General features: G+C 69.2%; 21 protein-coding genes. 15 read left to right on the plus strand and 6 right to left on the minus strand.

The window, feature by feature from the left end:
* Positions 1-82: 82 nt before the first annotated feature.
* Both AFR_RS43085 and AFR_RS43090 read right to left on the minus strand, forming a co-directional pair.
* Entirely contained in the window at positions 83-2,662 is a 2,580-nt protein-coding gene (locus AFR_RS43085) for a transglycosylase domain-containing protein (RefSeq protein ID WP_052359606.1), read from the minus strand.
* A 462-nt stretch (positions 2,663-3,124) separates the two neighbouring features.
* Positions 3,125-3,592: a DUF5318 domain-containing protein gene (locus AFR_RS43090; RefSeq protein WP_023563157.1), complete on the minus strand. Its 468-nt coding sequence runs from the start codon at positions 3,590-3,592 to the stop codon at positions 3,125-3,127.
* Between the two features lie 164 nt (positions 3,593-3,756).
* On the opposite strand from AFR_RS43090, the gene AFR_RS43095 reads away from it, so the two are divergent.
* From AFR_RS43095 to AFR_RS43105, 3 genes are all read left to right on the plus strand, one after another.
* On the plus strand, positions 3,757-4,353 hold the full coding sequence (locus AFR_RS43095; RefSeq protein ID WP_041843452.1) for a PadR family transcriptional regulator: 597 nt from the start codon (positions 3,757-3,759) through the stop codon (positions 4,351-4,353).
* Positions 4,354-4,373: 20 nt separating this feature from the next.
* Positions 4,374-5,453 (plus strand): inositol-3-phosphate synthase, encoded by a 1,080-nt coding sequence (locus tag AFR_RS43100; RefSeq protein ID WP_023563159.1) that lies wholly within the window; start codon positions 4,374-4,376, stop codon positions 5,451-5,453.
* 64 nt (positions 5,454-5,517) lie between these two features.
* The gene (locus AFR_RS43105; RefSeq protein ID WP_148308237.1) at positions 5,518-6,099 is read left to right on the plus strand and encodes a hypothetical protein; all 582 of its coding nucleotides are present in this window, start codon (positions 5,518-5,520) and stop codon (positions 6,097-6,099) included.
* Here the strand turns inward: AFR_RS43105 and AFR_RS43110 are convergent.
* Positions 6,096-6,554 (minus strand): methylated-DNA--[protein]-cysteine S-methyltransferase, encoded by a 459-nt coding sequence (locus AFR_RS43110; RefSeq protein WP_023563161.1) that lies wholly within the window; start codon positions 6,552-6,554, stop codon positions 6,096-6,098. The two genes, AFR_RS43105 and AFR_RS43110, sit on opposite strands and share 4 nt — an antisense overlap.
* A gap of 100 nt (positions 6,555-6,654) precedes the next feature.
* On the opposite strand from AFR_RS43110, the gene AFR_RS43115 reads away from it, so the two are divergent.
* Positions 6,655-7,176, plus strand: a complete 522-nt coding sequence (locus AFR_RS43115; RefSeq protein WP_023563162.1) for a SigE family RNA polymerase sigma factor — start codon at positions 6,655-6,657, stop codon at positions 7,174-7,176.
* Positions 7,173-8,261, plus strand: a complete 1,089-nt coding sequence (locus AFR_RS44445) for a WD40 repeat domain-containing protein (RefSeq protein ID WP_148308238.1) — start codon at positions 7,173-7,175, stop codon at positions 8,259-8,261. The genes AFR_RS43115 and AFR_RS44445 overlap by 4 nt, the downstream gene beginning before the upstream one ends.
* A 52-nt stretch (positions 8,262-8,313) precedes the next feature.
* Here the strand turns inward: AFR_RS44445 and AFR_RS43130 are convergent, their stop codons facing one another.
* Positions 8,314-9,744 carry a CCA tRNA nucleotidyltransferase gene (locus tag AFR_RS43130; protein WP_023563164.1) on the minus strand — a complete coding sequence of 477 codons (1,431 nt, stop codon included), beginning with the start codon at positions 9,742-9,744 and terminating at the stop codon, positions 8,314-8,316.
* Between the two features lie 94 nt (positions 9,745-9,838).
* On the opposite strand from AFR_RS43130, the gene AFR_RS43135 reads away from it, so the two are divergent.
* The 8 genes from AFR_RS43135 to AFR_RS43170 all read left to right on the plus strand — a co-directional run bounded on the left by AFR_RS43135 (position 9,839) and on the right by AFR_RS43170 (position 18,808).
* Positions 9,839-10,738, plus strand: coding sequence for a hypothetical protein (locus AFR_RS43135; protein ID WP_023563165.1), 900 nt, complete (start codon positions 9,839-9,841; stop codon positions 10,736-10,738).
* 51 nt (positions 10,739-10,789) lie between these two features.
* Entirely contained in the window at positions 10,790-12,559 is a 1,770-nt protein-coding gene (gene murJ, locus AFR_RS43140; protein WP_023563166.1) for a murein biosynthesis integral membrane protein MurJ, read from the plus strand.
* Between the two features lie 178 nt (positions 12,560-12,737).
* Positions 12,738-14,282 carry a protein kinase family protein gene (locus AFR_RS43145; protein WP_023563167.1) on the plus strand — a complete coding sequence of 515 codons (1,545 nt, stop codon included), beginning with the start codon at positions 12,738-12,740 and terminating at the stop codon, positions 14,280-14,282.
* 46 nt (positions 14,283-14,328) lie between these two features.
* Complete coding sequence (gene sigM / locus AFR_RS43150; protein ID WP_023563168.1) at positions 14,329-15,060, plus strand: RNA polymerase sigma factor SigM; 732 nt, start codon at positions 14,329-14,331, stop codon at positions 15,058-15,060.
* The gene (locus AFR_RS43155) at positions 15,057-16,028 is read left to right on the plus strand and encodes an RsmA family anti-sigma factor (RefSeq protein WP_023563169.1); all 972 of its coding nucleotides are present in this window, start codon (positions 15,057-15,059) and stop codon (positions 16,026-16,028) included. The genes sigM and AFR_RS43155 overlap by 4 nt, the downstream gene beginning before the upstream one ends.
* 144 nt (positions 16,029-16,172) lie before the next feature.
* Entirely contained in the window at positions 16,173-17,132 is a 960-nt protein-coding gene (gene trxB / locus AFR_RS43160) for a thioredoxin-disulfide reductase (protein WP_023563170.1), read from the plus strand.
* Positions 17,133-17,148: 16 nt separating this feature from the next.
* Positions 17,149-17,472 (plus strand): thioredoxin, encoded by a 324-nt coding sequence (gene trxA, locus AFR_RS43165; RefSeq protein ID WP_023563171.1) that lies wholly within the window; start codon positions 17,149-17,151, stop codon positions 17,470-17,472.
* Positions 17,473-17,656: 184 nt separating this feature from the next.
* Complete coding sequence (locus AFR_RS43170; protein WP_023563172.1) at positions 17,657-18,808, plus strand: N-acetylmuramoyl-L-alanine amidase; 1,152 nt, start codon at positions 17,657-17,659, stop codon at positions 18,806-18,808.
* A 138-nt stretch (positions 18,809-18,946) separates the two neighbouring features.
* Here the strand turns inward: AFR_RS43170 and AFR_RS43175 are convergent, their stop codons facing one another.
* Positions 18,947-19,612 (minus strand): GNAT family N-acetyltransferase, encoded by a 666-nt coding sequence (locus AFR_RS43175; RefSeq protein ID WP_023563173.1) that lies wholly within the window; start codon positions 19,610-19,612, stop codon positions 18,947-18,949.
* A 200-nt stretch (positions 19,613-19,812) separates the two neighbouring features.
* On the opposite strand from AFR_RS43175, the gene AFR_RS43180 reads away from it, so the two are divergent.
* Positions 19,813-21,105 (plus strand): aminotransferase-like domain-containing protein, encoded by a 1,293-nt coding sequence (locus tag AFR_RS43180; protein ID WP_023563174.1) that lies wholly within the window; start codon positions 19,813-19,815, stop codon positions 21,103-21,105.
* Positions 21,102-22,076 carry a D-alanine--D-alanine ligase family protein gene (locus tag AFR_RS43185; protein ID WP_041841612.1) on the plus strand — a complete coding sequence of 325 codons (975 nt, stop codon included), beginning with the start codon at positions 21,102-21,104 and terminating at the stop codon, positions 22,074-22,076. The genes AFR_RS43180 and AFR_RS43185 overlap by 4 nt, the downstream gene beginning before the upstream one ends.
* A 908-nt stretch (positions 22,077-22,984) precedes the next feature.
* On the opposite strand, the gene AFR_RS48315 is transcribed toward AFR_RS43185, so the two are convergent.
* Positions 22,985-23,926, minus strand: coding sequence for a hypothetical protein (locus tag AFR_RS48315; RefSeq protein WP_338012121.1), 942 nt, complete (start codon positions 23,924-23,926; stop codon positions 22,985-22,987).
* Positions 23,927-24,168 lie beyond the last annotated feature (242 nt).

Genomic DNA, 24,168 nt, shown 5'->3' on the forward strand with positions numbered 1-24,168 from the left:
GCACAGTCCGGCCACAAGGTCATAAAACCGGAACGGCGCCCGTCTCCGCGAGGAGAGGACGCCGTTCCGTCATGCCTGTGGGTCAGCCGCCGTCGTCGGCGTTGTCGCCGTCGTTCTCCCCGCCGCCGGTGCCGGTGTCGTTGCCGGCATCACCGCCGGGGAACGTCGGGAAGGTGCCGGGCGTGCCCTGTTCCTGACCGTTGTCGCCGTTGCCGTTCCCGTTGCCGTTTCCATTGCCGCCGTTGCCGTTGCCGCCGTTGTCACCGTTGCCGTTGCCGCCGTTGTCCTGGCACAGCAGCGGGATGCCCTGACAGGCGGGGTTCTCCGGCTCCGGCGGGGGCGGCGGCGGCTTGACGCCGTTGCCCTGCTTGGACGGGTCGACGAACGCCGTCGAGTTCGGCAGGAAGTCGTCGTTCTTGGCATCGATCGCCTTGGACGCCGCGTCCATGAACTGCTTCCAGATCTGGCCCGGGACCGAGCCACCGTTCATCGGCTTGCCACCGGGTTTGTAGATCGGGAGCAGGTCCATCTGTTTGGTCTTCTTGTTGACCTTCTCCCGGCCGACCCAGACCGAAGTGGCGAGGTGTTTGGTGCCGCCCACCATCCAGGCGTCACCGTTGTCACCGCTCTTGCCGCCCTTGCCGGTGAACTCCCAGGTGCCGGTCTTGCCGATCGCCTTGCGGCCGTTGTCGAGCGAGATCCCGTTGATGCCGGGGATCTTCTGCATGACGTTCTGCACGGCGGCCGCCACGTCCGGCGTGAACGCTTCGACACCCTTGAGCTTCTCGCCCTTGCCCTTGATCGCGGTGAACTTACCGGTCTTGGGGTCGCGCTCGGACACCCTCTGGACGAAGTGCGCCTTGTTGTAGACGCCGTTGTTGGCGATCGTCGCGACGCCGCTGGCGTGGTCGAGCGCCGTGATGGCGTACTGACCGAAGCCGACCTCGCGACCGTAGTTCTTCTCTTTCAGGTCCGACTCGCTCAGCTTGTTGAGGTCGTAGCGGGCGGTCGTCTCCGGGTCGCCGATCAGCTGGATGCCGGCCTTGTGAGCCTGCTCGATGACTTTCTCCGGGCCGAGCGCGTCGGCGAGCCAGTAGAAGGTGAAGTTGTACGACTGCTCGACGGAAGTCTCGAGGTCGCAGGCCTTCTCCGGGCACTGCAGGCTGCCGCCCTCACGGCCGGAGTTGCTGATCTTGCCGCCGCCGTCGACCTTCTTCAGCGTGGAGTCCCAGATGGTGTCCATGCCGTAGCCCGCACTCAGGGCCGCAATCAACGTGTAGATCTTGAACGTCGAGCCGGGCGGGCGTCCACCGCCGAGGAACTTCTGCCCGGTGTCGTCGTAGTTCGGGCCCGCGTAGTCCCAGCTCGCCGCGTCGGGTCCGCCGTAATACGCCAGGACCCGGCCGTTGTCCGGATCGATGGAGACCAGGGCCGACTTGTAGGTCTCGGCCATGTCGTGGAGCGGCGACGACTTCTTGGCGCGGTTGGCCGCCTTCTCCGCCGCCTCCTGGACCTTCGGGTCGATCGTGGTCAGGATCTGCAGACCGCCCTGGTTCTGCCGGGCGTCGGTGATGCCCATGTCACGCAGCTCGCGCTTCACGTACTTGACGATCTTGGCGCTGGGCGTGTTGTTGTTACAGGTGAGGCACTTCTCCGGGTTGAACTTCTTCCACGACGTCGGGTACGCCGTCGGCGGGGCGATGCCGGCAGGCACACCCGCATCAGCGTTGCCGGCAGGAAGTCCGAGCTCGCGCATGTTGCCGACCGTGTAGTTCCAGCGCTCGGTGGCGTCGGGAAGGCTCTTCTGCGGGTCGTATCCCCGGTGTGTGGCCGTCGGCTCGGGCTGCTTGATGACCGAGGCGAGGATGGCTGCCTCGCCGGCGGTGATCGCGCCCTTCTGACCGGGCGGCGTGAGCGCCGAACGACTGGGGCCGAAGTACGCCTTCACCGCGGCCTCGATGCCGTAGGCACCACGGCCGAAGTACACGGAGTTGAGGTAGCGCCCCAGGATCTGGTCCTTGGAGTACTCGTCCTCCATCTTGCGGGCGATCACAGCCTCGCGGAGCTTCACGTTGTACGTGATCTCCTTACGCTTCGTGGCGTACTTGGCGTACTGCTGGGTGATCGTCGAGGCACCCTGGGTGTCGCCGCCGGTGAAGTTGTTCCACGCGGCGCGGGCGATGCCCTTCATGTCGATGCCGTTGTGCTTGTAGAAGCCCTTGTCCTCGGCCGACACCACCGCGAGCTTGATCAGCGGGTTGATGCTGGCGTCGGGGACGATCGAGCGGTTGAACTGACCCAGCGAGGCCAGCACCGTCTTCTTGTCGCTCGCGAGCAGCTGCGTGGTCTGCGACTCGGCGGCCGGCTCCTCGAAGCTGACGCTGTCGAAGAAGTAGGTGCCGCCGACCACACCGCCACCGAGCAGGATGACCAGTACGGCCGCCGCTGCGGTGAGGATGTTGGTGCGGCGACGGCGCTTGGCCGACTTGTTGAGGATCTTGCCGGCGCTGCCCCGCTTGCCGTGCTCCGGCCCCTCGGGTCCGTCGGGGCCACCGACTGCCGGGGACACCGGGCGCACCGCGGCACGGGCGACCGCAGCACGGCCACCACCGCCGTACGCCGGGCCGGCCTCGGGCCCGCCCACCGACGCGCGGCCGCCCACCCGGGCGGAGCCGACAGAGCCGGTCCCCGCTCCGACGGAGGCACGTCCGGCGCCGACGGAAGCACGGCCGCCGACCGGTGCAGCTCCGACAGAGGCGGCGCCACGCGGCACGGAGCCGCCGACGCTCGCTCGACCGCCGGCCGGACGCCGGTAAGCGTCCGGGGCCTGTCGATCGTCGTAGCCGGACTGGTCGTCGTCAGGCGTGGATGCAGCGGACGGCCCGGGCACTCGGGCCCGGGCACGCGCAGACTGCGGATCGCCGTACGAGTTCATTCGGTCACACCTACCGGTCGCGGTGGCGCGCCAGAGAAGCCCTGGAGGGGCTTCGGAGGCTGCGCCACGGGCGGACGATTCTGGGCTGCATCTCCGCAGCCGCCCTGTCGGATGTCAAGAATGACCGACTGCGGCGCTGGATGCCCGTATCGGTCGAGGTCGTGTCAACGTTAGCGACGTTGAGGCCGATCACTGTCGGCCCTCCCGGCGTTGCGACGACGACCCTGTCTCGCGGTGGCGGCCCGAGGCGGACGAGGCAACGGCCCCGCCCTGGTCCAGTTCGTCGGCATTGAGCGCGTCCCGGCCGAGCAGGTACTGCTCGATCAGATGGTTCCACGCGCAGGATTGGCACACCTCCACCACGAACACCTGAAACTCACGCAGCGTCATCGCCAGCACGGGGAGTTCGGCCAGCTTGCGGGCCTGCCCGGCAGACTGCTTGAGCTCATCACCGTAGATGTAGTGAACCAGGGTGAGATTGTCGCGACGGCAGACCGGACAACGGTCGTCGGTCGGCTCGCCATGGAACCTAGCTGCGTTTTTCAGGTACGGCGACGCATCGCAGACCTCGAGGGTCCCGACCTTGCCGTTGTGCACGTCACGCAGGACAGCTCGCTTCTGAAGCGAGTAGTCGACCACCTGCCGCTGCGTGCGCATGGCGAAGAGAGTACGCGGTCCACACCGGTACGGCGACAGCCATCACGCAGCGTGGCGCGGCGACTGCACAACCATGACTCCCCTTGCGGCCGGACGCAACCCGATCTACGGTGACGATGTATCGGCCCGATACATCGCGGAAAGTCGGCAAGGGGGTGAGCACGATGTTGGAACTGGCGATCCTCGGCCTGCTCCAGGAATCCCCGATGCATGGCTATGAGCTGCGCAAGGAGCTCGCCACCAAGCTCGGCACGATCCGGGCGGCGATCAGTTACGGCACGCTCTACCCGACGCTGAAGCGCCTGCAGACCGTCGGCTGGATCGGCGCGGCCGAGACGCCCGACGAAGAGATCATTCCGCCGATGACCAGTCGCCGGGGCCGGGTTGTCTACAAAATCACGGCCGAGGGCAAGGAGCGTTTTGCCGAACTGCTCGCCCAGGCCGGCCCGGAAACGTACGACGACGCCGGTTTCGGCGTGCACTTCGCCTTCTTCTCCCGGACCGACCGGGCGACGCGGCTGCGGATCCTCGAGGGTCGCCGCCGCCGGATCGAGGAGCGTCGTGAAGGACTGCGTGAGGTTCTCTCACGCGCCTCCGACCGCCTCGATGCTTACACCCTCGAGTTGCAGCGCCACGGACTGGATGCGTGCGAGCGCGAGGTCCGCTGGCTGGAGGAGCTCATCACCAACGAGCGCTCCGGCCGCTCCCCAGCAGGGGAGACACCCCCCGAAGACCCGCGTCCTCATCAGGACCGGCCGTGATGAACAAGGAGGCAAACGCGATGGGCTCCGTCCGCGTCGCCATTGTCGGTGTGGGTAACTGCGCCTCGTCCCTCGTGCAGGGCGTGGAGTACTACCGTGAAGCCGACCCCAACGACCGCGTCCCGGGTCTCATGCACGTCACCTTCGGCGACTATCACGTCTCTGACGTGAAGTTCGTCGCGGCGTTCGATGTGGACGCCAAGAAGGTCGGCATGGACCTGGCCGAGGCGATCGTCGCCAGCGAGAACAACACGATCACGCTGACCGACGTCGCGCCCACCGGCGTGACCGTCCAGCGTGGACCGACCTTCGACGGTCTGGGCACGTACTACCGCGAGATGGTCGAGGAGTCGTCCGCCGAGCCGGTCGACATCGCGCAGGCACTGCGCGACGCCGAGGTCGACGTCGTCGTGTCCTACCTCCCGGTGGGTTCGGAGGAGGCCGACAAGTTCTACGCCCAGGCCGCCATCGACGCCGGGTGCGCCTTCGTCAACGCGCTGCCGGTCTTCATCGCCTCGGACCCTGCGTGGGCGCAGAAGTTCACCGACGCCGGTCTGCCGATCGTCGGTGACGACATCAAGAGCCAGGTCGGCGCGACGATCGTGCACCGCGCGCTCGCCAAGCTGTTCGAGGACCGCGGTGTCGAGCTGCTGCGCACCTACCAGCTCAACTTCGGCGGCAACATGGACTTCATGAACATGCTGGAGCGCAAGCGCCTCGTGTCCAAGAAGATCTCCAAGACGCAGTCGGTGACCTCTCAGATCCCGCACGAGATGGTCAAGAGCGACGTGCACATCGGCCCGTCGGACCACGTGCCGTGGCTCGACGACCGCAAGTGGGCCTACATCCGCCTCGAGGGCCGCAGCTTCGGCGACACCCCGCTGAACGCGGAGCTCAAGCTCGAGGTGTGGGACTCCCCGAACTCGGCCGGCGTCATCATCGACGCGGTCCGCGCGGCGAAGATCGCCCTGGACCGCGGCGTCGGCGGCCCGATCCTCTCGGCGAGCTCGTACTTCATGAAGTCCCCGCCGGTGCAGTACAACGACCACGACGCGAAGAACGCCGTCGAGGCGTTCATCAAGGGCGACATCGAGCGCTGATCCAGCTCTCGACGGAAGGCCGGACCGCACCTCGGTCCGGCCTTCCTGCTCTAAACTCATCGACGTGCGCCCCTACCCGGCCGCCGTCGTGCTCGGCCTCGCCGTCTCCCTGACAGCCTGCGCCCGCCCGGGCAACACCCCTTCCGGTACGCCCACAGCACAGTCCCGCCCGGCCGCGCAGATCACCGCCGTCCCCGCCCCACGAGGTGGCAGCGCAGTGGCGATCGCACCGCGCGGCTGGACCTGCGACAAGCAGCAGGCCGGCCGGCCCCAGTCGGTGATCACAAATCCCGGCCTCGAACCGGAAGCCCAGGCTCGGGCCCGACGGGCGCTGGAGGCGGCCAACCCACCGCTGCCGCGCCGTGGCCCGCTGCCGGAGGACGTGGCCGTCGTGGCGGAGTCCTGCGCCCGGGCGCTCTCGCTCGAGTTGAAGCTGCTCGCCGCGAACGCCGGCAATGTGCCCGACAGCTCCTCCGTCCACCGGCTCCTGACCGCGAAGGGCCTGACAGGTGTGACGACTGACACCCGCTCGTCCTTCGCCGGCGCGATCGGCGACGCCTGCGTTCATGGCACTTTCAGCACAGACGGTCCGGAGCTGAGCATCGGGCCGCAGTCACCGGACGGCACCTGTCTCTTGGTCGGCTAGCTCCAGGCGCGCTGCAGCGCCACCCGGGCCTCCAGCTCGAGCAACTGCCGTTTGCGAGGCAGCCCGCCGCCGAATCCGGTCAGCTTGCCGCCCGCACCGACGACCCGGTGGCACGGGACGATCACCGGCACCGGGTTGTGGTTGCACGCCGTGCCGACCGCACGTGCCGCCCCCGGATCGCCCAAGGCAATCGCGATCGCCCCGTAGGTCAGCATCTCGCCGTACGGGATCTGCGCGATCTGTCCCCACACCGACCGCTCGAAATCCGACCCGCCGGGCAGCTCGACGGGCACCGTGAAGTCCGTCAGCTCGCCGGCGAAGTAGGCCTCGAGCTGCTGGACCGCCGGATGGTCGCCGGTCTCACCCGTGGTGGCGCCGAAGCGCACGCCGACCACGACATCACCGTCGAGCCGGACGCCCAGCGGGCCGATGGGTGACTCCACGAGCAGCTGCATGCCCCGATTCTGCCGCGCGGGTACGACAGTGCGAAAAAACTGTCGGAGCCCCGTGCAAACATTCCGGCTCGATCGACGTCTATGGGGGCGGAGGTGGCCGGTGGAGCAAACGGTGGAGGCAGCGTTCACCACATTCGTGGCTGAACGCTCGCATGCGCTGATCCGTGTCGCCTACACGCTGACCGGCGATCAGCGGGCGGCGGAGGACCTGGTCCAGGGCGCCCTGGCCAAGGCCTATTCGCACTGGTCCCGGATCCACGGCGACGCCGAGCCCTACGTGCGCCGCATCATCTACAACGACAAGGTCTCCGGCTGGCGCCGCCAGGCCCGGCAGCGTGAGCTGCCGATGGCCGACGTGCCGGAGGTCGCCGAGTCCCGCGACCACGATCACGACACCGCTCTGCGACTCGTGCTGCGCCAGGCACTGCTGTCGCTCCCACCCCGCCAGCGTGCCGTCCTCGTGCTGCGTTATCTGGAGGACCGCTCGGTGGAGGAGACCGCGGAGGTGCTGGGCTGCCGGCCCGGCACGGTCGCCAGCCAGGCCTCCCGGGCCCTGGGAAAGCTCCGTGAGCTGGTGCCCGAGCTGGGCTCGGCGGACGAGGCCGCGGAGGTGCTGCGATGAACCGCCCGATGGAAGAACTGCTCCGCGAGACCGTGCACGACCTCGCTGGAGAGGCCAGGACGGCCACGGACCTCGCCACGGGGGCGCGGGTCCGTGGTCGTCGCCTGCGTCGCCGCAGGCAGGCCGGTTACGTCGTCGCGGTTGTCCTGCTCGCGGCCCTGACCACTGTTCCTTATGCGGTGCTCCGCGACACTGCTCTTCCGCCGCTGCCGCCGAGCACCGGGATCTCGTCGGCACCCGTGCCGCAGACCTCCCGGTGGTCGGCGAAGGAGCCGTTCGGCCTGCCCGGTGGCACGGTGATCACCGGCGTCGGCGGTGTCAGCACCGAGACCGGCACCGGCCAGAGTCTGGTGCTCGAGCGCAACGCCAAGCAGTACAAGGCCTTGCCGGCCTCGACAACGGCCAGCTGGCCCTCGCCGAACGGGCGGTGGGTGGCGGTGCAGGACGACCAACGGGCCGGGCAGATCGGGGTGCGCCGGGTCAGCACCGGAAACATCCAGTGGCTGCCGGGCGAGAAGCTGTCGGGTCCGGCGTGGTCGCCGGACGGCGACCGGCTGCTGCTGACGACCGAGGAGGGTGGATTCGCCGTCGTGACTGCCGCGACCGCCGCGGTCAAGACGCACTCCGTCGACCAGTCGAAGTTCGCCTGCACGGACAGCTGCCAATACTCGTGGCTGCCGCAGGGCGATCAGGTGGCGATCGCCCTCACCGCCGGTCATGTCTCGGAGGCCGAGCGGGACAGGGTCGAAGGGCTGGCGATCTTCGCCGCGGCGACGGGCGCTCCGGTCCGGACGGTTCCGGTGCCGGGGGCTCCCGTCGGACAGGACGCCTGGTCACCGGACGGACGGCTGGTGCTGATCGAGCCGGAGCGGCTCGACTCCAGCGATCTGCGGATCGCCGAGGTGGAGACCGGTCGGGTGCTGGGGACGTTCCGGGCCTGGTCCGGGCAGTTCCTGCGCGACGGCTCGATCCTGGGTCTCGACGACGGCGCCGTGACCCGTTACGACGCGTCCGGCCGAGCCCTGCAGAAGGTGATCCTGCCGACCTTCCTGGCCCGGCGCGAGTTCACCGTCGGCCCGGCCTGAGGTCAGGAGATGTGACCGTGCCTGAGCTCAGGAGATGTGACCGTGCCCGGGGTCAGGAGATGTGACCGTGCTCCCGGGCCCAGCGCTGCAGCTCCGCCTCGGCCTCGTCGCGGTCCAGCGGTCCCCGGTCCAGGCGCAGCTCCTTGAGGAAGCGCCAGGCCTGGCCGACGATCGGTCCCGGCGGCACGCCGAGCAGCTCCATGATCGCGTTGCCGTCCAGGTCCGGGCGGACGCGCGCCAGGTCCTCCTCGGCGGCGATCCGGTCGATCCGCTCCTCCAGGGCGTCGTAATCGGCCGACAGCGCGGCCGCCTTACGCCTGTTGCGGGTCGTGCAGTCGGACCGTGTCAGCTTGTGCAGGCGGGGGAGCAGCTCACCGGCGTCGGTGACGTAACGGCGGACGGCCGAGTCGGTCCACTCACCCCGGCCGTACCCGTAGAAGCGCAGGTGCAGCGCGACCAGCTCGACCACTTCCGAGGTGACGTCCTTGGGGTAGCGCAGGGCTTTCATGCGTTGCTTGGTGAGCCGGGCGCCGACCACCTCGTGGTGGTGGAAGCTGACCCGCCCGTCCCGGCCGACCGCCTTGGTGGCCGGTTTGCCGACGTCGTGCATCAGGGCGGCCATCCGCAGCACGAAGTCCGGGCCGGCGTCACCCTCGAGCCGGATCGCGTTGGAGACCACGATCAGCGTGTGCTCGTAGACGTCCTTGTGCTGGGCGTGCTCGTCGATCTCCAGCTTGAGCCCGGAGATCTCCGGGATGAAGCGGTCGGCGAGCCCGGTGTCGACGAGCAGCCGCAGACCGGCGATCGGGTCGAGACCGCAGAGCAGCTTGGTGAACTCGTCGCGGATCCGCTCGGCGGTGATGCGGTCGAGGTCGGCGGCCATCTCGGTCATCGCCTCGACGACCGGCTTGTCCACTGTGAAGCGCAGCTTGGCGGCAAAACGCGCAGCGCGCAGCATCCGAAGTGGATCGTCGCCGAAGGAGAGCGCGGGGGAGTCCGGCGTGCGGATCACTCCGGCGGCGAGGTCCTCCAGTCCACCGAACGGGTCCGTGAAGTCGTGACCCGGCAGGCTGACCGCCATCGCGTTGATCGTGAAGTCGCGCCGGCGCAGGTCGTCGAGCAGGTTGTCGCCGTACTCCACGACCGGGTTACGGGTCACCCCGTCGTACGCCTCGGCCCGGAACGTGGTGATCTCGATCCGCAGGCCGTCCTTCTGGATCCCGATCGTGCCGAACTCCCGGCCGGTCTCCCAGATCGCGTCGGCCCAGCCCTTGACCAGGGCAAGCGTCTGCTCCGGCCGGGCATCCGTGCAGAAGTCGAGGTCGTCGCCGAGCCGCCCGAGGAGCGCGTCGCGCACCGAACCGCCGACGAGGTGCAACTCATGGCCGGCGGCACCGAAACGGCGCCCCAGCTCGTCGGCGACAGGGGAGACCCGCAGCAGCTCCGCGACGGCGTTGCGCTGGGCCTTGTTCAACTCAGACATGGGACGACCAGCCTATCTGCCTTCAGTCCGGTCATGGGTGGTGGGCAGGGTGGTCGGATGGCCGCCGTGGCGGTTCGGCAGCTCAGCGGGCAGGATGGTCGTCGTGCCCGTTTCCGAGGCGCTGCGTCGCCTCAGCGAAGACCCGCGGTTCTGGTCGTTCCTGTTCGTGAACGACGGCGCTCATCCCGACCCCGATCCCGCCGAGGTGCGTGTCAGCCTGCCGGTCACCGGTGGTTACGGCCTCGTGCTCGACCTCGACCTGGTCACCGGCGAGCAGACCCTCGGCCTGCGCGAGCCGGCCAGCAGCGAGCCGGTCCAGCTGGGCTGGACCGGTCCCGGCCGTCCCTACCCGGCCGCACTGCGCTGGCACGAGCTCGAGCTCTGTGCCCGGGTGATCGCCCTCGAGGACCCGACCCTGCCGCATCCGGGCCTGGTCGTGGCGTTGCTGTCCCCGTTCGCGCCGCTGACACCCGACGACGACGTGGACGCGGTCGCGGCGGTGCGCGAGGCGGCGTACCGGTCATTGCGCCGTGAAGTGCCGCCCGTCGCGGCGGCCGGTCCGGAGCAGGCGCCGCTCCCGCTCTTCACGGCCGAGGCCTGGTGGCCGCGGCCACCGGCCCTGTCACCCCAGGTGATCGACGAGGCCGCGGTGGCGGCCTACACCGTCCCGGCGCCCGTGCAGCTCGAGGTCCGCGGCGGCTCCCGCTTCCCGCGTGAGGGCCTGACCGAGCTGGTACGGCAAGCAGCCCAGCGCCTGTCCCGCCTCCCGGAGGAGCAGCTGTACGCGGAGGTCCGCCCGCTGGCCCGGCACATAGCGGACACGGGTGATCTGCGCCCGGTCAACGACCTGCTCGGTGTGCTGACCGAGGCCGGCTGTGATCACCCGACCGTGCTGGACGCGTTGAGCGAGCCGCTGGTGCCCATCGAGGCGTGCTGGATGGTGGAGACGCTGGCCGGGGCGGTGCCCGGGAGCCTGCTGCGCCGTCACCTCTGAGGCGCGGCCTGGCTAGGGTGACGTCTGTAATCCGTACCCCTGGGAGGTCTTGTGAACGGCGGCCTGTACCGGAGCGCGCACGCCGGGAGCGAGGGTGCCCCCCAGCAGTCCGACGGCGCGATGCTGATCTCGGTCGACGACGCCCCGGGGACAACCGCGGCCGGTGACCAGGCGTTGCCGCCGGAGGACGTGCCGCCGACGGGTGGCGGCACCGAGGGCGGCAGCACCGCGGGCAACAGCGCGATCATGGCGGCCGGCAGCCTCGTCAGCCGGGTGATCGGCTTCGTCCGCAACATGCTGATCGGCATGACGCTGGGCGCCGGCATCGGTGACGCGTACACGAGTGCCCAGTTCCTGCCGGGTCAGATCTACGAGCTGCTGCTCGGCGGCATCCTCTCCAGCGTGCTCATCCCGCTGCTGGTGCGGCGGCGCAAGGCGGATCCCGACGGCGGCGAGCTCTTCACGCAGCGGCTGCTGACCTTCGCCGTCGTGACCCTCGGCGCCGCGACGCTGCTGGTGGTGGCGGCCGCCCCGTGGATCACCGCGATCCAGTCCAGCAGCGGTACGCCCGAGGCGTACCGGGATCTGGTCACGAAGTTCGCGTACCTGATCCTGCCGATCATCTTCTTCACCGGCCTGTCCGCGATGATCAGTGCGGTGCTCAACGTGCGCGGGCACTTCGCCGCGCCGATGTGGGCGCCGATCCTGAACAACCTCGTGGTCATCGCCACCTGCGGCGTTTTCATCGTGGTCTTCGGCACGACCAACGGTTTCCGCCCCGAGGACATGACGCCGGGACGGGTCGCGCTGATCGCCGGAGGCACGCTGCTCGGCATCGTCGCGCAGGCCGCCGGGTTGTTGCCGGCGCTGCGCAAGGTCGGCTTCGCCTGGCGGTGGAAGTGGGCGCCGCGGGCGCTCGGCCTGGGTGAGGTGGGCCGCCTCGCGGGCTGGATGCTCTGTTACGTCGGCGCCAACCAGCTCGCGGTGTTCGTCGTGGTCCGGGTGCTCAACGGCGTCTCCGGCAAGAACAACGCCAGCGTGCTCGCGTTCAACAACGTCTACCTGCTGACGATGATGGCGCACGGCATCATCGGCGTCTCGGTCATGACGGCGCTGCTGCCCAAGATGAGTGCAGCCGCGGCCGAGGGCCGGTTCGCCGACGTCAGCGCCGACCTCAGCCGGGGCATCCGCCTGACCACCACAGCCCTCGCCCCGATCGCAGTCGCGTACGGCGTGCTCGGCGTACCCATCGCGGTCACGCTCTTCCAGGGTGGCGCCTTCACCTATCAGGACGCCTTCAACACCGGCACAGTGCTGGTGGTGGCCTCCTTCGCCGTGATCCCGCTGTCGATCAGCTACCTGTGCACCTATGCCTTCTACGCGCTGCAGGGCAACAAGACGGTCGCGCTGATCAACATCCCGGTCGTCCTGCTGCGGATCGCCGGCTACTTCGTCCTCGCAGAAATTCTTTCGGATTCTTTTGCGGCGGCCGGCATGACCGCCGCGAACGCGGTCTCCTATCTGCTTTCGGCGGTGATCTCGCTCGCTGTCCTGCGCCGCCGGATCGGCCGCCTCAATCTCGGCTCGGTGGCCAAGGGACTGATGAAGGTGCTGGTGGCGGCCGCAGTGGCCGCCGGCGCCGGGCTGCTCGTCATGCTCCTGCTCCCCGGCGGTGACACGCCCGGGCGATTGACAGCGGCACTTCAGGTGGTCGTCGGCGGCGGTGTGATCATGCTTGTGTACCTCCTCACGGCGGCGCTGCTGCGGGTTCACGAGGTCAATCAGGTGGTCGGCATGGTTCGCCGCAAGCTCGGCCGCTAAATCTTGTGGAAAACCTGTGGATAAATCTCTGATCAGGTAATTAATGGCCGCCGACCGGCGGAAACAGTCCTGGCGGGCGGCCCCGGACGGGTGCCGCGCCAGGGGATGACCTGTAGGTCGCTGGCCCGGGCCGGGTAAGGTCGTGCTCGACACGTGCGGACTCACCGAGGGAGGACGGGTGACCCAGGTCGGCGAAGGCCACGAGACCGCGGCCGATGAGGCCGGACCGGTCATCACCTTCGGTGCACCCACCGTCGGTGAGATCCTGGCCGAGCGTTATCAGCTCGAGGAACACGTCAACGACGACAGCGCCGGGCGACAGGTCTGGCGCGGCATCGACGTGATCCTGCGACGCCCCGTGGCGGTCGTGCTGCGGCACCCCGGTGGCGATTCGGCCACCGAGATGTTGCAGGCGGCGGTCGACGCGAGTCGCGTCATCCACCCCAATCTTGTCGGCGTCTACGACGCGATCGACGAGGACGCCCGTGCCTACGTCGTCCGCGAGTGGGTCGACGGCGAGGCGTTGCGGGAGCTCATCGCGCAGGAGGGTCCGCTGGACCCCGCCCGCGCCACGTCCATCGCGCACTCCATCGCCGATGCACTGGCCGCGGTCCACGCGACCGGGATGGTTCACGGCAACGTGCACCCCGGCACCACGCTCATCGGCGACGACGGACGGGTGGTGCTCGCCGACGCGCGCGCCGACTCCGCCGACAGCACCGAGACCGACGTCCGTGCGGTCGGCGGCATCCTCTACTTCGCGCTGACCGGTCACTGGCCGCACACCGAGATCGGCCGCTCGTCGCTGCCCGACGCCCGGCGTGACGGCAACGACGCGATCGTGGCGCCCCGGCAGATCCGGGCCGGCATCCCGGCCTATCTCGACGATCTGACGATGGACCTGCTCGACAAGCGGGTGGCGACCCCCGAGGCCGACGCGCTCGCCGCCGAGCTCGCCCGCCTGGACTCGGCCGACGACGACTACGAGGACGTCGGCCCGCTGCGGTTCGCCCAGGGCACGTCGTCCGAGCCGGTGCGCAGCACCCGCAAGATCGTTATCGGGGTCGGTGCGCTCGCCGTCATCGCGGTGCTCGGCCTGATCTTCGGCATCCAGGCGATCAGCAACTCGGGCAAGGACACCCCGCAGAACACCACGCAGGCCAACACCGCACCTCAGGGCAACACGTCAGACGACGGCAGCGGCACCGGTACGGGTGAGGAACCTCCCGCCGCCGCGCCGAAGAAGATCGCCCTGACCTCTGACATGGTCCGCATCGTCGACCCGCCGGAGGGTGACCGCACCGACGAGGGTGAGGCCGCCTACACCGTCGACGACAACAAGGACACCGTCTGGAAGACCTCGGGCTTCCGCGAGTCGAAGTTCTACAACAAGCCCGGCATGGGCCTGCTGATCAACCTCGGTAGCCCGCGGACCGTCACCGACGTCCGGGTCGAGACCTCGGCGCCGGGCATCGCGATGGACATCCGGACCGGCACCAGCGACCCGGGCAACAGCTCCGACGGCGACGACCAGATCGTCAAGAACTACAAGAAGCTCGGCGACGGCGACACCGAGAAGACGGACGGCACCAACGCGGTCTTCCCGGTCTTCGACGAGAACCAGAAGTACCAGTACATCCTGGTCTTCATCACCGAGCTGCCCCGCGACACCGACGGCAAGTACCGCGCCGAGATCAGCAAGGTCGAGGTCTACGGCAACTGACGGCGGCGGTCCGCGTGCTGTCGCCCGGTTCGGCTAGATTGCTGGCGTGACCACGGGTGACGCGCAGACCGACGCGACCGGCCCGGGCGAGAGCCCGGAGCCGACCGACGCCGAGCTGCTGCGCTCGCACGTCGACGGCGATCCGCACGCCTTCAACGAGCTGGTCCGCCGGCATCGTGACCGTCTCTGGGCGGTGGCCCTGCGCACGATCGGCGACCGCGAGGAGGCCGCCGACGCCGTCCAGGACGCGCTGCTCTCCGCTCACCGCGGTGCGGCGCGGTTCCGCGGCGACTCGGCCGTCACGACCTGGATGCACCGCATCGTGGTGAACGCCTGCCTGGACCGCATCCGCCGGCGGCAGGCTCACCCCACCGTCCCGCTGCCCGACGGCCGGCACTCCGACGACGGCGGCGTGGGCGGGACCGAGCCCACCGCCCCGGCGCCCGACCATGACACCGCTCTGGTCGTGCGTGCGGCGCTGGCGGCCCTCCCGGCCGAGCAGCGTGCCGCCCTGGTGCTCGTCGACGTCCAGGGTTACCCGGTGATCGAGGCCGCCGAGATCCTCGGGGTCGCCGAGGGCACCATCAAGAGTCGCTGCGCCCGCGGCCGCGCCCGGATGGCTCTGGCTCTCGGACACCTGCGTACGGGTTCCGACGAGCCGCCGGGTAGGGGAGACGGTGGTCACGCCGGGAACCGAGGGGCTGCCGCGCGCGTCCCATCCGGGTCGGGAGCGGCAGCGCAGCACCCGTCCGTGCCTGACAGAGGGGACCAGCAGTGACCGGGGCAGAGTTCAGCGGGGTCGATGTCGACCTGCTGGCCGACTATGTCGGCGGCGCGCTGGAGGGCACCCCCGACGAGGCTGTGGTCGCGGCACTGATCGCGGACGATCCCGCCTGGCGCGAGGCGCACGAGCTGCTCTCCGGTGGCGTCGTCACGGTCACGTCCCAGCTGGCTGAGTTCGGGTCGGCACCCGAGCCGATGCCCGCCGACGTCATCGCGCGGCTCGACGCCGCATTGCTTGCTGTTGATGCGCCCGCCGATGTCATTCCGATCGACCGGGCTTTCCGGGATGCCACGGCGCCCCGGAAGGAGACGGGGACCGGTGATGCCGGTGCTGCGCCTGCTACGCGCCTGGTCGCCGTACCGTCGGAGGCTCCTCGGAAGCGTGCCCGCCGGCTGCGGTGGGCCGCGCCGATCGGCATCGCCGCCGGGGTGATCGCGTTCATCGGTTTCGGCGCTCAGGGCTTCACCGGCGGCTCGGACGACACGCAGACCTCGTCGGCCGGTTCGGCGGCGGACGAGGCGGCGCCTCGTGCCGCGGCGGGCAAGGATCTTGCTGTTCCCGGCGTGGTCGCGGTGCTGGAGGCGACAGGCACCGACTACACGCTGGAGACTCTCGGCCAGGCCGGCGCCCGGGCGATGGCTGCACCGTCACTGCCCGAGGACGCCGGCAGTGTCCGCAAGAGCGAGCCCACCGCCGGTGTGATGTCCGATACCGCTGCCAAGGACGCACTGAGCCGGCTGCGGGTCAACGAGGCGCTGCTCGCCTGCATCAATGCCATCGCCGACGAGAGCGGGCTGGCGCCGATCACCGCCCAGAGTGCGGATTTCGCGCGCTATCGGGGTGCGCCTGCCGTGATCGTCAACTTCACCTCCACCGGCGGCACCTGGGTCTGGGCCGTCGGTCCCGAGTGCGGCACGCGCGGAGTCGGCGCCGACAAGCTCGGTTCCGTGCAGGTAGGCTGAGCAGACGGCGTCCCGCCCGGCGTGAGGTCGGCCACCTATGCCCTCCCACACATGCCGTGACGCGTGGGAATGCGCCCTCATACGATGACGTTCCAGCATGCGATGTCGCCGGTGAACCGGCGAAACCAGACTGAGGAGTCGGCAGTGGACGAGGTCCGAAACCTGATCATCATCGGCTCGGGTCCGTCCGGTTACACCGCAGCGCTCTACGCGGCCCGGGCGAACCTCAAGCCGCTGGTCATCGAGGGTGTGCAGTCCGGTGGTGCGCTGATGACCACCACCGAGGTCGAGAACTTCCCGGGTCACCCGGACGGCATCATGGGCCCCGAGCTCATGGACAACATGCGCAAGCAGGCCGAGAAGTTCGGCGCCGAGTTCATCACCGACGACGTCACCCGCGTCGAGCTGGGCGACCGGCCCACCGAGGCCGGCACCGAGGGTCTGAAGACCGTCTGGGTGGGCGAGAAGGAATACTTCGCCCGCGCGGTCATCCTCTCCACCGGCTCCGCGTGGCGTCCGCTGGGTGTGCCCGGCGAGCAGGAGCTGCTCGGTCACGGTGTCTCGTCGTGTGCCACCTGTGACGGTTTCTTCTTCCGCAACCAGCACATCATCGTGGTGGGCGGCGGTGACTCCGCGATGGAGGAGGCCACCTTCCTCACCCGCTTCGCCGAGACCGTGACGATCGTGCACCGCCGCGACTCGTTCCGGGCCAGCAAGGTCATGCAGCTGCGCGCGCAGAGCAACCCGAAGATCAAGGTCGAGTGGAACAGCGTCGTCGAGGAGATCCTCGGTGACGACGGCAAGGTCAGCGGCGCCCGGCTGCGTAACCTGCAGACCGGCGAGACCAAGGTTCTCGACGTCACCGGCGTTTTTGTCGCCATCGGCCACGACCCCCGCAGCGAGCTGTTCAAGGGTCAGGTCGAGATGGACGACGAGGGCTACGTGAAGGTCGACGCGCCGAGCACGCGCACCAACCTCTCGGGTGTTTTTGCCGCCGGCGACCTCGTCGACCACACGTACCGCCAGGCCATCACGGCCTCCGGCACGGGTTGTGCCGCCGCCCTCGACGCAGAACGCTTCATCGCCTCGTTCGTAGAGCTGTAAATCAGGAGGAGTTTCCGTGGGAGCAACCAAGGCGGTCACCGACGCGACTTTCGTCACCGACGTGCTGCAGTCCGACAAGCCGGTTCTGGTGGACTTCTGGGCCGAGTGGTGCGCCCCCTGTAAAAAGGTGGACCCGCTGCTCGCCGAGATCGCCACCGAAATGGGCGACAAGGTGCAGATCGTCAAGGTCAACATCGACGAGAACCCGGAGACCGCCCGCGCCTACCGGGTGATGTCCGTGCCGACGCTGACCATGTTCAAGGGCGGCGAGGCGGTCAACTCCGTCGCCGGCGCCAAGCCCAAGGGTGCCCTGGTGAACTTCATCGAGTCGGCGCTCTGACCTGCTCTTGATGACGCCCCGCATCGATCCGGATGCGGGGCGTTGTTCTTTGCCGGGGTAGTTGTCCACCCCGCTCGTGATTCCCCGCACGGAGCGCCCATCGACGTCCGGCCACCCCGGACGCCGAGGAGTACGCTCCGTTAGTTGCCCTCTGCTCTACCCCTCAGTCGTTAGGGAGCCGCGCGTGCGTTCGATCCGACGTGGAGACACCGGACCGGCCGTGGAGGAGATCCAGTCGATCCTGGTCGGCCTGGAGCTGCTTCCGGCTCCGGGCGAGACCTTCGACCAAGCCACCGAGAATGCCGTCCGAGCCTTCCAGCAGAGCCGCGGCATCGGTGTCGACGGCATGGTCGGCCCGGAGACCTGGCAGGCCCTCGACGGCGCCCGCTGGAAGCTCGGTGCCCGGACGCTCTACCACTCGGTGCCGACGTCACTGGTCGGTGAGGATGTCCGGGCGCTGCAGGAGCGGCTCCTGGAGATGGGCTTCGACAGCGGCCGCGCCGACGGCATCTACGGACCGCGGACGGCCCGGGCGGTGGCGCAGTTCCAGCGCGAGGTCGGCCTGACCCCGGACGGCTCGTGCGGACCGCAGACCATGAAGGGGCTACGCCGGCTCGGCCGCAAGGTCGTCGGTGGCCGACCCCAGTGGCTGCGCGAGGCCGAGGCGTTCCGCCAGTCCGGTTCCAGCCTGGTCGGCAAGACGATCGTGATCGACCCCGGCCACGGCGGCGCGGAGGACCTCGGTGTGGTCGTGCCCGACGGGCAGCTGCGCTGGACCGAGGCCGACCTGTCGTTCGACATCGCGACGCGGCTCGAGGGCCGGCTGCTCGCCGCCGGCATGCGCGTCCACCTGACCCGCGGCCCGTCGCCGGCCCAGCCGATGACCGGCCAGGAACGTGCGGCACTGGCCAACAGCCTCGGCGCCGACCTCCTGATCTCCCTGCACCTCGACGGCCAGGAGTCACCGGCCGCCGACGGCGTGGCGAGCTACCACTACGGCACCGGCAACGGCCTCACCTCGACGGTGGGGGAGCGGCTGGCCAACCTCGTCCAGCGCGAGATCGTCGTGCGGACGGGCATGCGGGACTGCCGCATCCACTCCAAGACGTGGGAGCTGCTGCGCCTGACGCGCATGCCCGCCGTACGCGTGGACCTGGGTTATCTGACCTCGCCCGTCGACCGGGAGCGGCTGATCGATCCGTCCTTCCGCGAACAGATCGTCGAGGCGATCCTGGCGGCGGTGCAGCGGATGTACTTCCCCGTCGAGGCGGACGTGCCGACGGGCTCGATCGACGTGCGGCAGCTGCGCCTGGCTCTGGCCTCGCGCAACGCCTGACCTTCAAGCTCGGTGAACGGCGGCCCTTCGGGGCCGCCGTTTCCGTTCCGGCCGAAATGCCGCCGCCAGGTGCCGGCGTGCTGGCTTCGGCCGGCGAGGTGCCGGCGTGTCGGCTTCGATCGGCGAGCTGCCGGCGGCTCAGCTTTCGGTGGAGGTGGTGGCCGGCACCGGGCGGACCGGGCGCAGCAGCGTCTCGGGGCTCATCGAGCCGAGGAGTTTCTCCAGCGCGTATTCGACGTCCGACTTCCAGGACAGCGCGGTGCGCAGCTCCAGCCGGAGCCGCGGGTAGCGCGGGTGCGGGCGGACTGTCTTGAAGCCGACCGACAGGAAGAAGTCGACCGGGGCGACGCAGCCCTCCTCGCCCTCACCGGCCTCGCCGAACTTCGCGTCACCGAACGCCTCGATGGCCTTCACGCCGCGCTTGGTGAGATCACGGGCCACACCCTGCACCAGCATCCGGCCCAGACCGCCGCCCGCGAACGCCGCCACGACGTGCGCGGTCATCAGCAGCGCCGCGTCGGCCGAGACCGGGGACGTGGGGAACGCCATGGACCGCGGGACGTACGCGGGTGGGGCGTACATGACAAAGCCGGCCGGCATGCCGTCGACGTAGGCGAGCTTTCCGCAGGACCCCCACTCGAGGAGGGTCTGTGACACCCAGGCTTCCTTTTCGAGCCCAGGATCGCCGGAGGCGCACGCGCGCTCGGCGGACACCGGGTCGAGCTCCCAGTAGACGCACTGGCGGCAGGGCCGGGGCAGGTCTTCGAGCGTGTCGAGGGTCAGATTGACCAGGCGTCGCGACATGCGGGACCCCTTGAAAGATCGGTGATTTGTCCGGACTCGAAGCACGGTCCTGTTCACGTGCCGTCCGCGCCCCCGCAGGGATACTACGCCGCAATGGCCTTGAACGGGAGCGCATCGGTGCTTATCCCCGGGCGCGGGCATGCATCTGACGTTTAGCATGGACGCCGATGTGACCAGCCAACTTTCGAGGTGAAGCCGCTATGACCGGCACTACTCAAGACGATTACACCGATCGGTACGCGCGGCGTGTCCGCGGGATGACCACGTCCGAGATCCGCGCTCTCTTCGCCGTCGCCAGCCGTCCCGAGGTGGTCTCACTGGCCGGCGGATCGCCGTACATCGCGGCGCTTCCCCTGGACGCGGTCGGCGAGATGATGGGCCGCCTGGCGTCCGAGCTCGGCACGACCAGCCTTCAGTACGGCATCGGCCAGGGCACGATCGAACTCCGCGAACGCATCTGCGAGGTCATGAGCCTTTCCGGCATCGACGGCGCCTCGCCCGACGACGTCGTGGTGACCGTCGGCGGCCAGCAAGGGCTCGACCTGGTGGCACGGCTGTTCCTGGACCCGGGTGACGTGGTGCTCGCCGAGGGGCCGACCTACGTCGGCGCACTCGGCGTGTTCCAGGCCGCCCAGGCACAGGTGCGGCACGTGGCCATGGACGCAGACGGGCTCATCCCGGCAGCACTCGAGGCGGCCATAGCTGCAGCGGCGGGGCGGGTGAAGTTCCTCTACACGATCCCGACGTACCAGAACCCGGCCGGTGTCACCCTCTCCGATGCACGCCGCGACGAGATCCTGGCCATCTGCGAACGGCACGGACTGCTGATCGTCGAGGACGACCCGTACGGGATGCTCGGTTTTGAGGGTGAGGCGCCGCGGCCGCTGCGTGCCCGCAAACGCGAGGGGATCATCTACGTCAGCACGTTCTCCAAGACCTTCGCGCCGGGCCTGCGGGTCGGGTGGGTCCTGGCCCCTCATGCCGTCCGCGAAAAGCTGGTGATGGCCAGCGAGGCGAACATCCTGTGCCCGAGCGCGTTCGCCCAGGGCGCCGTCACGCAATATCTGACGACCATGCCGTGGCGCGAGCAGATCAAGTCCTACCGCGAGATCTACCGCGAACGCCGGGACGCCCTCCTCGACAGCCTCCGCGACCTGATGCCCGCCGGCACCACGTGGACCGAGCCGAAGGGCGGCCTGTTCGTGTGGGCCACCCTCCCCGAAGGCCTCGACTCGAAGGCGATGATGCCGCGCGCCATCGCCGCCCGCGTCGCCTACGTGCCCGGCACCGGCTTCTACGCCGACGGGACAGGCACCGGGAACATCCGGCTGAACTTCTCGTTCCCGCCGCCGGAACGCATTCGTGAGGGCGTACGCAGGCTGGCCGGGGTGATGGAGCAGGAGCTGGCCCTGCGCGCGGTTTTCGGACCGACCGCGGCCCCTCGCCGTCGTGGGCACGCCGGTGCCGACACTCCCGGCCCCGACTTGGCATGATCACCGCCATGGGTACGCCTTCCGAAACGCACGTCCTCGTCCTCGCCGGCGGCCTGTCCTACGAACGCGACGTGTCACTGCGCTCGGGCCGCCGCGTGCTGGACGCCCTCCGCGCCACCGGCCTGTCGGCCGAGATGCGCGACGCGGACGTGTCGCTGCTGCCGACCCTCGAGGAAGACCCGCCGGACGCGGTCGTGATCGCCCTGCACGGCGCAACCGGCGAGGACGGTTCGCTGCGCGGGGTCCTCGACCTCTGCGGCATCCCGTACGTGGGCAGCGGCGCACGCGCCTCACGACTCGCCTGGGACAAACCGTCGGCGAAGGCGATGCTCCGCGAGGCCGGAATCCCGACACCGGACTGGGTGGCGCTGCCCCACGACCGCTTCTCGGAGTTGGGGGCGGTTGCCGTGCTCGACCGCATCGTCTCGCGGCTGGGGTTGCCGTTGATGGTCAAGCCGGCGCAGGGCGGCTCGGGGCTGGGCGCTGCGGTGGTCCGCGAGGCCGGCGCAATGCCCGCGGCGATGGTCGGGTGTTTCGCGTACGACTCGACGGCGCTGGTGGAACGCTTCGTCCCGGGTACGAATGTTGCGGTCTCTGTGGTTGATCTGGGCTCCGGACCGCAGGCGCTGCCGCCGGTGGAGATCGTCCCGCGCGACGGGGTGTACGACTATGCGGCTCGCTACACGGCTGGGTTGACGACTTGGCACACGCCGGCGCGGTTGTCCTCTGTCGCCGCGGCGGCTGTGGCTGAGACTGCGCTGGCGGCGTTCGGGGCCTTGGGGCTTCGGGATCTTTCGCGGGTGGACCTGGTTGTTGATGAGGGCGGGCAGGTTCAGGTGCTCGGGGTGAATGTGTCGCCGGGGATGACCGAGACTTCGCTGCTGCCGTTGGCTGTGCAGGCTGAGGGGTTGGACTTCGGGAAGATGATGGCCGCGTTGGTGGGGCGGGCGGTTACTCGCGGGGTTGGCTGAGGCCTTCAGGCTCTTGGCCTTGGCCGGCGTTGCTGTCTGTCATTGGGCGGCTTGGTTCAGCCGGGCCTGCGGAACTTGGCTTAGGCCTAGCGGGCCCGGCTCACTACCCACTACTCCACTTGGCCTCGCATAGCGGGCCCTGCTCCGCGTGGCGGGCCTATGGAACTTCGCTTCGTGTAGCGGACCTACGGAGTTCGCTTCCCTGAGCGGACCTATGAAACTCGACTTCGCGGAGCGGGCCCGTGGAACTCGGCTTTGCCCAGCGGGCCCGTGGAACTCGGCTTTGCCCAGCGGGTCTGCGGACCTCGGCTTCGCGGTGGCAGGCCTACGGAACTTCACTTCGCGTTGCGGGCCTGTGGAACTCGGCTTCGCCCAACGGGTCTGTGGACCTTGTCTTCGCATTGCGGGCCTACAGACTTCGCTTCGCGGCGCGGACCTATGAAACCGCGCTTCGCGTAGCGGGTCTACGGGACTTCGCTACGCGTAGCCGCCTACGGAAATCGGCTTCGCGGAGCGGACCCATGAAACTCCGCTTTGCCCAGCTGGTCTATGGACCTCGGCTTCGCATAGCGGGCCTACAAAAACTTTGCTTCGCGTAGGGCCTGTGGACCTCCGCTCCGCGTAACGGGCCTACGGACTTCGCTTCGCGGAGAGGGCCTACGGAACTTGGCTGCGCGGAGCACGCGTGCGGGACTTCCCGTCGCATCGCAGGCCTGCGGAACCTGGCATCGCATCGCAGGCCTGCGGAACTAGACGTCGCATCGCAGGCCCGCCGAACCCGGCTTCGCGCCGCATGCCTACGGAACCTGGCTTACCGCCGCAGGCCTGCCGAGCCCGGCTTCGCGCCGCAGGCAGATCGCCGAGGCCGCCGCCACCGGCCACCCCGGCCCTACGGAACTTGGCTTGGCTCAGCGGCTCTCTGGAACTGCTGTCGCTGCCGTCTTGTCGGCGTCGGTCTCCCCGTCGCCAGCCGGACGGTATTGCAGCGGGATAGCGGCGGAGCGCTTGTTCGCGCCGCTGTCGCTGTCTGTCTCGCTGTCCGGGTGCTGAGCCCTCGATGCAAACTGGTCCGGATCAGAGCCGGCCTGGTCCGTGCCGGAATCCGTGGCGGCTTGATCTTTCACAGCGACGTCGTCACTGCCTTCTTCAGTTTCTGCCGTGTCTCCATCAGACGTGATCCGGGTGCCGTTTCCGGCGGGCTCGGTGTTCGCGAACTCGCTGGTTTCGGACTCCGAGTCCGTCACGCCAATCGATGCATCCTTGCTCGGCGCAGCGGCCGGGTGGCTACTGCCGCGCGACATCGCTTCATCGGCCGCCGCCAGAGCAGCCACCTGAGCGGCGTAGGCGGACAGGTCCCGGGTCTCGGCCGCAACATCCATGACGCCACTTCTTGCAGTGGCGGACTCGGAGTCCGGGACACCGTCGGCAGCCCATGTGCCGGCCGCAGCGGTCGTGTCCGCTCCGGCCGTTGGCTCGTTGCTGAACGTGGACGGCGACTGCCAGTGGATGTGGGGAGGCTCGGCGATCGCCCGGCCACCGAACTCACCGAGCCACGCAGCGACGAGCGCCAGGTTCTCGAGCCACAGATCTTCCGAGATGACCGGCAGGATGTCGTCCCAGAGCGACAGGAACGTTCCGCGGAGCTGCAGCCGCCCGTAGGGGCGCGCCAGGAACCACATGTGCAGGTGGGCTGAACCGTCGCCCCAGCGATTCACGTGAACCCGGGCCACGCCGTCGAGCGACCGCATCGCTCGCTCCAGCCGTACCGTCATCACCCCGAGCTCCGCCGCCAGGAGGTTCGGGAGATCACCGATGTCGAGATGCGAACGGCACTCGAGGATCAGAACAATCGGCAGCCCGGTCGGCCGGTCCATGCCGCGGACCCGCCACCGCTCACTGACCCAGATGTACGCGTCGTCAGGCGTGTTGCAGGCAACGCAGTCAGCGGCATCCTCACCGCTTCGCGGGGGCTCCACCTCGACCGGATCGGCAAGATTCTTGACACGCATGTCGCCCTCAAAGGGGAACGAAGGCCAGCGCGTGAAGTCAGGAAGCGAGGGGGTGTTCTGGGGCACGACGCTGACCCTAGCCC

This window comes from Amorphoplanes friuliensis DSM 7358, assembly GCF_000494755.1.
Classification (GTDB): Bacteria; Actinomycetota; Actinomycetes; order Mycobacteriales; family Micromonosporaceae; genus Actinoplanes; species Actinoplanes friuliensis.